This window comes from Pseudomonas sp. SDO5522_S412 (genome assembly GCF_054071215.1).
In genome coordinates this window covers 1-10,456 of sequence record NZ_JBSVWQ010000194.1, presented here as the reverse complement: position 1 = coordinate 10,456, position 10,456 = coordinate 1, and the positions used below count along the sequence as shown (strand labels likewise).

At 61.9% G+C, this 10,456-nt stretch carries 8 protein-coding genes; 1 reads left to right on the top strand and 7 read right to left on the bottom strand.

All coding sequences use genetic code 11. The features are described from left to right. Positions 1 to 65: 65 nt before the first annotated feature. The 7 genes from ACW9I6_RS26015 to ACW9I6_RS25985 form a co-directional block, all read right to left on the bottom strand. Positions 66 to 1,076, bottom strand: coding sequence for a Gfo/Idh/MocA family protein (locus ACW9I6_RS26015; RefSeq protein ID WP_008437157.1), 1,011 nt, complete (start codon positions 1,074 to 1,076; stop codon positions 66 to 68). A 19-nt stretch (positions 1,077 to 1,095) separates the two neighbouring features. Next, positions 1,096 to 3,027, bottom strand: a complete 1,932-nt coding sequence (iolD, locus tag ACW9I6_RS26010) for a 3D-(3,5/4)-trihydroxycyclohexane-1,2-dione acylhydrolase (decyclizing) (protein WP_177066602.1) — start codon at positions 3,025 to 3,027, stop codon at positions 1,096 to 1,098. A 10-nt stretch (positions 3,028 to 3,037) separates the two neighbouring features. Then, positions 3,038 to 3,853 (bottom strand): TIM barrel protein, encoded by an 816-nt coding sequence (locus ACW9I6_RS26005; protein ID WP_457340002.1) that lies wholly within the window; start codon positions 3,851 to 3,853, stop codon positions 3,038 to 3,040. Between the two features lie 29 nt (positions 3,854 to 3,882). After that, positions 3,883 to 5,385, bottom strand: coding sequence for a CoA-acylating methylmalonate-semialdehyde dehydrogenase (locus ACW9I6_RS26000; RefSeq protein ID WP_003214689.1), 1,503 nt, complete (start codon positions 5,383 to 5,385; stop codon positions 3,883 to 3,885). 22 nt (positions 5,386 to 5,407) lie between these two features. Next, positions 5,408 to 6,202 carry a 5-deoxy-glucuronate isomerase gene (gene iolB / locus ACW9I6_RS25995; protein ID WP_003214687.1) on the bottom strand — a complete coding sequence of 265 codons (795 nt, stop codon included), beginning with the start codon at positions 6,200 to 6,202 and terminating at the stop codon, positions 5,408 to 5,410. Then, positions 6,199 to 7,092 (bottom strand): myo-inosose-2 dehydratase, encoded by an 894-nt coding sequence (gene iolE, locus ACW9I6_RS25990; RefSeq protein ID WP_003214685.1) that lies wholly within the window; start codon positions 7,090 to 7,092, stop codon positions 6,199 to 6,201. Before iolE ends, iolB begins: the two co-directional genes overlap by 4 nt. A gap of 148 nt (positions 7,093 to 7,240) precedes the next feature. Then, on the bottom strand, positions 7,241 to 9,178 hold the full coding sequence (locus ACW9I6_RS25985) for a bifunctional 5-dehydro-2-deoxygluconokinase/5-dehydro-2-deoxyphosphogluconate aldolase (RefSeq protein ID WP_401193915.1): 1,938 nt from the start codon (positions 9,176 to 9,178) through the stop codon (positions 7,241 to 7,243). Between the two features lie 303 nt (positions 9,179 to 9,481). Between ACW9I6_RS25985 and ACW9I6_RS25980 the strand changes: the two genes are divergently transcribed. Next, positions 9,482 to 10,378 (top strand): MurR/RpiR family transcriptional regulator, encoded by an 897-nt coding sequence (locus ACW9I6_RS25980; protein ID WP_003214679.1) that lies wholly within the window; start codon positions 9,482 to 9,484, stop codon positions 10,376 to 10,378. Positions 10,379 to 10,456: the final 78 nt, after the last annotated feature.

The window sequence follows — 10,456 nt, the reverse complement described above, 5'->3', positions numbered from 1 at the left end:
GAAAGGCCGCATTCGCGAGCAAGCCCGCTCCCACACTGACTGCGTTACATCAGTGAGGATTGTGGTTAGCCGTAGAAATGCGGACGGGGTGGCAGGCCCACTTTCACAATCTGCCCACTGTTCTGCGCCTCAATACACGCATCCGCCGCCACCGCCGCTGCAAAACCATCCCACGCCGACGGCCCCCCCACTTGCCCTGCCCTTACACCGTCGATAAACGCCTGCAGCTCAACGTCATACGCCGCGATGAACCGGTCTTTCCAATCCATCAGGATCGCATTCGACAACTTGGCCCCGCTGCGCATCTGCACCTGGGACGGCTCCGGCAATTTCGCAATACCGGTCTCCCCCACCACTTCGCACTGGATGTCGTAGCCGTACTGGCAGTTCACAAACACTTCCACATCGATGCGTGTACCCTTGGCGGTTTCCAGCAGCACGATCTGCGGGTCACGCAAGTGCGCCAGCGCCTTGCTCGATTTACGCGGGAACACCACCTGCACCGACACGTAGTCATCGGCCAGCAACCAGCGCAACACATCCAGCTCGTGGATCAGGGTGTCGGTGATCGCCATGTCGGTCTTGTAGTTCTCACCCACCCTCGGGTTGCGGTGGGCACAGTGCAGCATCAGCGGCTCGCCGATCTGGCCGCTGTCGATCACGGCTTTCAAGGCGCGATAGCCTTGGTCATACGGACGCATGAAACCCACCTGCACCAGGCGCTTGCCGTGGGCCACTTCGGCCTCGACGATCTTGCGGCAGCCTTCGGCAGTCACCGCCAGCGGCTTCTCGCAGAACACGGGTTTGCCGGCCGCAATCGCCGCCAACACAAATTCTTCGTGGCTCGGGCCCCATGAGGTCACCAGGATCGCCTCGACCTGCGGCGAATTGATCAGCGCGTGGCCGTCCGGGTACACCTCGGCGGTGAGTTTCAGGTCAGCGACGACCTTGGCCGCCTGCTCTAGGTTGATGTCGGTCACGGCCACCACCTGGCTGTTGAGCAAGGTCTGGCTGCAGCGACGAATGTGATCCTGGCCGATGGCGCCAGTACCGATAACACCCAACTTCAAAGACATGAAAACACTCCTCTTGTTATTAGTACTGCCGGGCCTTGGCCAGGCGTTCATTGAGTTGTTTGGCCACCGCATCGGTGCGCGCGCTGGTGGACACCTGCGCCACACCGACGCGCCACCACGACAGGTATTTGTGGATCATGGTTTTCGGCAGGACCTTGATATCAATCAGCGTCGACACGGTTTGCGTGCGCGCATCGGCCAGCGCCGCCTGCAACTGCTCCACGGTGTTGACCTTGTAGGTCTTGCAACCATAGGCCGCCGCACTCATAGCGAAGTCCACCGGCACAAAACCGCCGTCGAGCTTGCCGGTCTCGGGATTGCGGAAGCGGAACTCGGTGCCGAAGCTGTCCATGCCGTGTTCCATCTGCAAATTGTTGATGCAGCCGAAGGTCATGTTGTCCAGCAGCACCACGTTGATCTTGCGCCGCTCCTGGATCGAGGTGGCCAGCTCCGAGTGCAGCATCATGTACGAGCCGTCGCCCACCAGTGCGTACACCTCGCGCTCGGGCTCGGCCAGCTTCACGCCCAATGCGGCGTTGACCTCGTAGCCCATGCACGAATAACCGTATTCGACGTGGTAGGTGTTGACGCCCTTGCTGCGCCAGCTGCGCTGCAAGTCACCGGGCAGGCTGCCGGCGGCGGCGACGATGATTGCGTCGTCGGCCAGGGTGTCGTTGAGCACACCGAGTACGCGGCTTTGGGTCAGGCAGGAACCGGTCAGCTCGATAAACTCACGCAGCACCGCCGGGTCCATGTGGTCGTTGATTTCCGGGACGAAGTTTTCAGTCTGGTATTCCGCCTGGTAGATCCGGTCGACTTCGACGTCCAATTGCGCCTTGGCATCCCGTGGCTGATCCCCCCAGCTGGAACGGTAGTCGCCCAAAGCCTCAGCCAAGGCTTCCAGGCCGACCTTGGCATCCGCCAGCAGCTGCACGCCATCAAGCTTCAGTGCGTCACAGGGGCTGATGTTCAGGTTGAGAAACTGCACCTCGGGATGCTTGAACAAGGATTTGGATGAGGTGGTGAAATCGGTATAGCGCGTGCCGATACCAATGATCAGATCCGCCTCGGGTGCCAGCAGGTTCGCTGCCAGGCAGCCGGTTTCACCAAGGCCGCCGAGGTTCAGCGGATGGCTGGACACCACCGCGCTCTTGCCCGCCTGGGTTTCCGCGAAAGGAATGTCGAAGCGTTCGGCAAAGGCTTGCAGCGCGGCATTCGCCCCGGAGTATTTGACCCCGCCGCCACACACGATCAGCGGTTTGCGCTTGCCCTTGAACGCCGCCACGGCATCCCCCAGCATCGCTTCGGTCGCCGGGCGACGGTCGATACGGTGCACGCGTTTTTGCAGGAAGTAATCCGGGTAATCCCAGGCTTCGCCCTGTACATCCTGCGGCAGGGCCAGGGTCACGGCGCCGGTTTCCGCCGGGTCGGTGAGCACGCGCATGGCGTGGATCGCCGCCGTCATCAGCTGTTCCGGGCGGTTGATGCGGTCCCAGTATTTGCTGACCGCACGAAACGCGTCGTTGGTGCTGATGCTCAAGTCGTGGAACTGTTCGATTTGTTGCAGTACCGGATCGGGCTGGCGACTGGCGTAGACATCACCGGGCAACAGCAGCAACGGAATCCGGTTGGCGGTCGCGGTCGCCGCGGCGGTCAACATATTCGCCGCACCCGGCCCCACCGAGGAGGAGCACGCGTAGATCTTGCGGCGCAAGTGCTGCTTGGCAAAACCAATCGCCGCGTGGGCCATGCCCTGTTCGTTGCGGCCCTGATGCACCACCAGGTCGCCGCTGTCCTGCTCCAGGGCCTGGCCCAGGCCCAGCACATTGCCGTGGCCAAAAATCGTGAAGATGCCGGCGACAAACTTGCTCTGCACACCGTCGACTTCGATGTACTGGTTATCCAGAAACTTCACCAGGGCCTGGGCCATGGTCAATCGGGTTGTGGTCATGGGGTGCTCCTTATCGTTTCTGCAGGTGGGCGATGCTCGCCCCCAATGCCTGCTTGATATCGGCCAGGCCGTGCACGCTTTCGGCGAACGGTTCGAACGACAGGTGGCCGCTGTAGCCGGTGCTGAGCAGCGTGTCGATCTGCGCGGCATTGCCCAGGATATCGCCCTCGCCCACCAGCACACGGTGGCCGTCGCGGATCGAGTTCAGCGGTGCGTCGGCATCTTCCACACCGGAGATATGCACCAGCCCAGTCAGTTCGGGGAAGAACTCATGTTCACTGGCCAGGTGGTGGTGGAAGGTGTCGTGCACCACGCGAAACACATCCAGACCGCCGATGGCCTTGATCGCATCCACTGCCACGCGCTTGCGGCGCAGGGAGCATTCTTCAAACCCCAGGGGTTCGACAAAACCGAGAATCCCGTATTCCCGCAGGATCGGCGCCAGTTCACTCAAGGCGGTGCGCAAACCGGCCGCGCGCTGGGCTTCGTTGCGCGAGTCGGCGCGGTCGTTCAACGGGCACATCACCAACGCCTGCGCGCCGCATTCGCGGGCATAGGCAGCCAGCTTGATGGCCTGGGCACGGCGTTCGTCATCCCACACATCGAAGGGGTACAGCGCGTTGATCGACAGCACCGTGATGCCATGCACCGCGCACAATTCGCGCACGCGGCTGGCAGGGGTGCCGTCTTCAATCTCGATGCCCTTGAGGTCGTTGCGGATCTCGATGGCGTCGCATTTCAGGGTCACCGCCAGCTGGATAAAATCGGGCAGGGAAAGGCTGGGGGCGACCATGCGGTTCAGGGCAAAACGTAGAGGCGACTTCATTATTGTTGTGCTCCACACTCGAAAAAATTTTACTTGGCAGTTGGCATGCTGAATTCAGGGCCCTTGGCGATGCTGTCGGGCCAGCGTTGCATGACGCTCTTGTAGCGGCTGTAGAAACGAATGCCTTCTTCGCCATAGGCGTGGTGGTCGCCGAACAGCGAGCGCTTCCAGCCACCGAACGAATGCCAGGCCATCGGCACCGGAATCGGCACGTTGATGCCGACCATCCCGACCTTGATGGTGCGGGCAAAGGCACGGGCAATGCCGCCGTCGCTGGTAAAGCACGACACGCCGTTGCCGAACTCATGGGCGTTGATCAAAGCCACGGCGCTGGCAAAATCCGCCACCCGCACGATGCCCAGCACCGGCCCGAAAATCTCTTGCTGGTAGATGCTCATTTCGGTGGTGACGTTATCGAACAAGGTCGCACCGACGAAGAAACCACCCTCCGCGCCCGGCACCTTGAAGCCACGACCGTCGACGATCAGCTTCGCGCCCTGGGCCACGCCCTGGTCGATAAACCCTTCGACCTTGGCCTTGTGTTCGGCGGTAACCAGCGGGCCCATCTCGCTGTCTTTTTGCATACCGTTGCCGACCTTCAACTGGTCGATACGCGGCAGCAGTTTTTCGATCAGCCTGTCGCCGACATCGCCCACCACCACGGCAATCGAGATCGCCATGCAGCGCTCGCCGGCCGAGCCGTAAGCCGCGCCGATCAAGGCGTCAGCCGCCTGATCCAGGTCGGCGTCGGGCATCACGATCATATGGTTCTTCGCCCCGCCCAATGCCTGCACACGCTTGCCGCGCTGGGTGGCCTGCTGGTGGATGTACTCGGCAATCGGGGTGGAACCGACGAACGAAATCGCCTCGATATCCGGGTGCTGCAACAGGCCATCTACCGCGCTCTTGTCACCCTGCACCACGTTGAACACACCGTCGGGCAGCCCGGCTTCGGTCAGCAGGCGGGCCATCAGCAAACTGGCGGACGGGTCGCGCTCCGACGGCTTGAGGATGAAGCAGTTACCGGTGGCCAGCGCCAGCGGGATCATCCACAGCGGCACCATCACCGGGAAGTTGAACGGGGTGATGCCGGCGCACACGCCCAGTGGCTGACGCAGGTTCCAGTTGTCGATGCCGCCGCCGATGTTGTCGCTGAAATCGGTTTTCAACAGGTTTGGCGCACCGCAGGCGAACTCGACGATCTCGATACCACGGGTGACTTCGCCCTTGGCGTCGGAGAACACTTTGCCGTGTTCGCGGCTGATGATTTCAGCCAGCTCATCGTGGTGCCGGTCGAGCAATTCCTTGAATTTGAACAGCACCCGCGAACGGCGCAGGGATGATTGCTCGGACCACGCCGGGAAGGCTTTCAGCGCCGACGCCACGGCCTCATCGACGGTCTTCTGGCTGGCCAGCCCGACGCGGGCCTGGACTTCGCCGGTGGCCGGGTTGAACACATTGCTGAAACGCTCACTGGCGCTGTCGTGCACCTGGCCGTTGATGTAATGGCCGATTACCGGGGCGTTGCTCATTATTGTTCTCCGTCGAAAGTGCTTAAAGATCCAGCAGCCAGCTGTGCTGCGGGTCGTTATGGAAATGCCAGGCGCGCTTGGGGCCGGCCATCACGTTCAGGTAGTAGGACTCGTAGCCATACGGCACGCTGACCGGGTGATACCCCTTGGGCACCACCACCAGGTCGCTGTTTTCCACGGCCATGGCCTGGTCGATGCTGCGGTCGTCGGTGTAGACGCGCTGGAACACGAAGCCCTGGGGCGGGTTGATCTGGTGGTAGTAGGTTTCTTCGAGAAAGCTCTGGTGCGGCAGATCGTCGGTGTCGTGCTTGTGGGGCGGGTAGCTCGACGAGTGACCGGAGGGCGTGCGCACTTCCACCACCAGCAGCGAATGGGCAGGCTCGCTGTCGGGCAGGATGTCGCACACGTAGCGGGTGTTGGCGCCCTTGCCGCGTACGCTGCGCTTGCATTGCTCGGGGCGGATCAGGCGTGGTGCCAGGCCGGCGTCAGTCGAGCCGGGAGCGGCGCAGACGGCAATTTGCACGTCGCTCAGCGCAGTGACCTGAGCGTCGGTGCCTGGCGGCAAATAAGCGGCAAAGGGCGACTTGTCTTCGAACACCGAGTGGCGATCACCGAGGTTTTCCCAGTTGAAGCCTTCGCCCTGAATCGTCACCCGGCCGCTGAGCAGCACCAGGCACAGTTCCTTGTCGCCGGCGGTGACTGGCAAGGTTTCACCCAGGCTCAGGCGGTAGGCGGCGAAGCCCACGTATTCCAGGCGCCCTTCTTCCAGCGCCACCATGGTTTGCCCGCGCTTGCTGCTTTTGACCAACAGGCTCATTGTCCAGTCCTCTCGCTCAACAGTGCGCGCAGGGTGTCGTAACCCTTCTTCGCATAGATGTAGCTCGGCGCCACGGCAGGATCCTGCTCGGCCTCCACTACCAGCCAACCCTGGTAATTGGCGGCCAGCAGCACGTCCAGCAGCGCGGCGAAGTCGATATCGCCGTCGCCGGGCACGGTGAAGGTGCCGTTGACGATGCAATCCGGGAAGCTCCACATCTGGTTGCGCGCCAGTTGCACCACCGGCTTGCGCACATCCTTGAAGTGCACGTGGCAGATGCGGGCGATGTGTTTGCGCAGCACCTCGATAGGCTCGCCGCCACCCATGTAGCAGTGGCCCGAATCAAACAGCAGGCCGACTTCCGGGCCGGTGCGGCGCATCAGTTGGTCGATGTCTTCCGGGGATTCGACGTAGGCACCCATATGGTGGTGGTAGGCCAGGCGCACGCCCTGGGACAGGGTGAAACGCGCCAGTTCGGTGAGTTTGTCGGCGTATTCCTGCCAGGCCTGTTCGCTGTGAAAACGCGGGCGTTCGATCAGGCGCACCGGCGAACCCTGGATCGAATCGGCGACTTCTCCATACACCAACACGTTGGCGCCGTTTTCACGCAGCAGTTCGACGTGGCTGGCGATGGCTTCGATTTCTTCCGCCACCGAGCGCCGGGCCAGGCGACTGGAGTACCAGCCGGAGACCAGCGCCAGGTCGTAGGGGCGCAATACATCGCCGACGCCTTTGGCGTCCTTGGGGAATTTGCCGTTGAGTTCAAAGCCTTCGTAGCCGATGTCCTTGCCTTCGCTGAGGGCCGTGCTCAACGGCGTTTCACCGCCCAGGGCCGGCAGGTCGTCGTTGCTCCAGGAGATCGGGTTGATGCCAATTCGGATAGCGGGCATGGCTGCACCTATTATTGTTTTTTCAGAGTTGCCTGAGATCTGCTTTATGTGGGAGCGGGCTTGCTCGCGAAGGCGGTGGTTCAGTTGGTGTATCAGTCGACTGACACTCCGCTTTCGCGAGCAAGCCCGCTCCCACATTTGACCGTGTTTAGCTTCGAGAACTGCGCCAAGCATTAATCAATTGCTCAAAGATGCACTGCACCTGCTCAATCAAGGCTTGATCGTCAATCTCCCCCGCCAGCCAGGCTCTGCTCGGTTCCTGGAAGATCGTGCGACCCACGGCGAACCCGCGGCAGGTCTGGCTTTGGCTGGCTTGCTGGAAGCCATCGGCCAGGCATTCGGCGGAAGCGTTCAGGCCCAGCAGCACCACGCCCCGGCAGTAGGGATCGCGCTCCTGGATCAGCTCGTCGAGCTTTTTCCAGTCTGCGGCCGACTGCGCCTCGATCTTCCACCACGCCGGGTAGATGCCCAGGTTGTACAGGCGCTTGAGGCTGCGATAGAGCACGTCGGGATAGGTGGACGGGTGATCCTTGGGGGGCACGACTTCCAGCAGCAGCTCATGGCCGCTGACCAGGGACGCCTGATACAGGGCCTTGAGTTGCGCTTCCTGTTCCAGGCGCAGCAATGGCTCGTCATCGGGGTGAAATTGCACCAGGCACTTGATGATCTGTTCCCGGGGCCAGGCAATCAGGTTGCTGCCCACCGAGCGCCCGTGTTCAAAGGCCAGCGGCCGTGAGTTCTGGACTTCCACCGGGCGGGCGATCCACCAGCCGCGACCGCTGGCGGCGTTCAGCGCGTCCTGGCCGAAGCGTTGGTCGGCCAGAATCCCGACGTCAGCCTCGACGCCCTGCTCCGCCAGTTTGCTTTCAACCCGTTCCACGGCCTGGATAAACAGTTGCTTGAGGGCGCTGATGCGCGCCGGGTCCTGGCCGCCTTTTTGGGCCAGTTCCACCAACTGCCAGCGGTGGTCGAAGGCAAATACAAACAGCTGCTTCCAGACCTTGCGCGGCACGCTGACCTGGTGCAGGCGTTGCAGCACTGCGTCCTGGTCCGGGCGGGTAATCGGCACCGGGCTGTTGAACAAGTAATCGAGTTCGGCGCGGGTCGGCATGGCCGGCGCGCAGGCATGGCGCGACACAACCAGGCCGCCGCAGGCATTCGCCAACTGGCTGCAGCGCTCGTCGCTGGCGTCTTCAAGCCAGCCGCTGAGGAAGCCGGACATGAAGGCATCGCCGGCGCCCAGCACGTTGAGTACTTCCACCCGTACCCCGGGGTAGATCGCGCCGTCTTCAAGGCGGGCCGGGATATCGCCGTGGATCACCGTGCAGCCCTGGGGGCCAAGCTTGACCACCAGGGTGGCCGAGGTCAGGCCACGCACCGTGCGCAATGCCGTGAGCAAATCTTCACTGCCACCGGCAATCAGGAATTCTTCTTCGGTGCCGACGATCAGGTCAAAACGCGGGAGGATTTTCTGCACGTGCTGGCTGACATTCTGGTCGGCCACAAACCGGGTTTCGCCATCGGCCTTGCCGGCCAGGCCCCAGAGCACCGGGCGGTAGTCGATGTCGAGCACGCGTTTGACGTTGTGCTTCTCGGCGTAGTCCAGGGCCTGGATGCTGGCCTTGTACACGCCGTCGGTGGAGAAGTGGGTACCGGTGATCAGCAACGCCTTGCTGGAAGCAATGAACGCTTCACTGATGTCTTCGGCACGCAGGGCCATGTCGGCGCAGTTCTCGCGGTAGAACACCAGCGGGAAGGTTTCGCGGTCCTTGAGGCCCAGCAGCACCAGGGCGGTGAGGCGTTCCGGGTCGACCTTGATGCCGCTGACGTCACAGCCTTCGCGGGCCAGGGACTCCAGCAGGAAACGCCCCATGTGGTCGTCCCCTACCCGGCTCAACATCGCCGACTTGAGCCCCAGCCGCGCGGTGCCGAACGCGATGTTGGCGGAGGAACCGCCGAGGTACTTGGCGAAGCTCGAGACATCCTCCAGCCGTGCACCCACTTGTTGTGCGTAAAGGTCGACGCCCAGGCGTCCCAGGCAAATCAGATCCAATTGACGCCCACTGGCAAAACGAGTCTGGCCCATGCTGGCTCCTGTTATTTTTATCAGCCTGCGTGTGCCGTCGCGGTGGCGGCATACGCTCTTGGTGCAAGCAGACTAGAACGTCTGGTGACACCAATCAATATTTATTCTATAAATATTTTTTGTGGAATATATTTTCCAATACGCCATCATCGGTATGTTCCAGCCGCAGTGCATCGTTTCAGCTGCACCGTGGGGCGGGATGCCGAGGTATTTTTTTGCGCCTACCCTGTAGACTTGCGCACATCGACTTATTGTCAGGGGCGCCTCGACGCGCCCTATAAGAACAAGCCAGAAGGATTCCCTATGTCCCAGAGCGCCCCGGAAGACGCACTCGCCAGCCCGCCGCTGAACGCCGAGCGGTTGTTGCAGCTGATCACCGATGAATACGAGAGCCTGCCGCGCCAGCTCAAGCGCATCGCCAGCTACATGAGCCAGCAGAGCGACCGGATCATGGTCGACCGCATCAGCGACATCGCCCGTGAATGCGAAGTGCACCCGTCGGCCATCGTGCGGTTTTCCCAGCGTTTCGGGTTCAGTGGTTTCAGTGAAATGCAGGCGCTGTTCCGCGAGGCCTACACCCACAAGACCACGCCGGTGCAGAACTACCAGCAACGCATCCGCAGCATGATCGCCAACAAGTCGCAGAAAGCCAGCGGCGGCGACCTGGCGCGTGAGTGCGTGAATGCCACCCTCTCCGGGATCGAGCGCCTGGGGCTGGAACTGGATGACGCAGCCTTCGACAAGGCCGTGGACCTGGTGGTGAATGCCGATAATATCTACGTGGTGGGCGTGCGCCGCTCGTTCGCCGTGGCGGACTACCTGGTGTACAACCTGCAGCACACCAACAAGCGCATCCATCTGGTCTCGGGGTTGGGCGGCAGCTATCGCGAGCAGATGCGCAGTGTGCGGGCCAACGACCTGGTAATTGCCATCAGCTTTACGCCGTACGGCAAGGAAACCCAGCACTGCCTGCGGATTGCCCAGCACCATCAGGCCAAGACCCTGATCATTACCGACAGCAACCTGTCGCCCCTGGCCAAGCGGGCGAGCACGGTGTTGCTGGTGAATGAAGGCTCGTCGTTTGCGTTCAGGTCACTGAGTGCGACGCTGTGCCTGTGCCAGGCGTTGTTCATTGCCGTGGCGTATCGGCTGGAGTTGAAGGTCGATGAGATTCATGAGCAGGTGGGGTTCGACGACTGACTGCGACCGTTCAGCCACCAAAGATCAAATGTGGGAGCGGGCTTGCTCGCGAATGCGGTCTGTTAGTCAACATCTCAA

What these genes read in the sequence shown, in the direction of transcription:
- ACW9I6_RS26015 (WP_008437157.1), bottom strand. Translation starts at nt 1,076, where the DNA reads ATGTCTTTGAAGTTGGGTGTTATCGGTACTGGCGCCATCGGCCAGGAT.
- iolD (WP_177066602.1), bottom strand. Translation starts at nt 3,027, where the DNA reads ATGACCACAACCCGATTGACCATGGCCCAGGCCCTGGTGAAGTTTCTG.
- ACW9I6_RS26005 (WP_457340002.1), bottom strand. Translation starts at nt 3,853, where the DNA reads ATGAAGTCGCCTCTACGTTTTGCCCTGAACCGCATGGTCGCCCCCAGC.
- ACW9I6_RS26000 (WP_003214689.1), bottom strand. Translation starts at nt 5,385, where the DNA reads ATGAGCAACGCCCCGGTAATCGGCCATTACATCAACGGCCAGGTGCAC.
- iolB (WP_003214687.1), bottom strand. Translation starts at nt 6,202, where the DNA reads ATGAGCCTGTTGGTCAAAAGCAGCAAGCGCGGGCAAACCATGGTGGCG.
- iolE (WP_003214685.1), bottom strand. Translation starts at nt 7,092, where the DNA reads ATGCCCGCTATCCGAATTGGCATCAACCCGATCTCCTGGAGCAACGAC.
- ACW9I6_RS25985 (WP_401193915.1), bottom strand. Translation starts at nt 9,178, where the DNA reads ATGGGCCAGACTCGTTTTGCCAGTGGGCGTCAATTGGATCTGATTTGC.
- ACW9I6_RS25980 (WP_003214679.1), top strand. Translation starts at nt 9,482, where the DNA reads ATGTCCCAGAGCGCCCCGGAAGACGCACTCGCCAGCCCGCCGCTGAAC.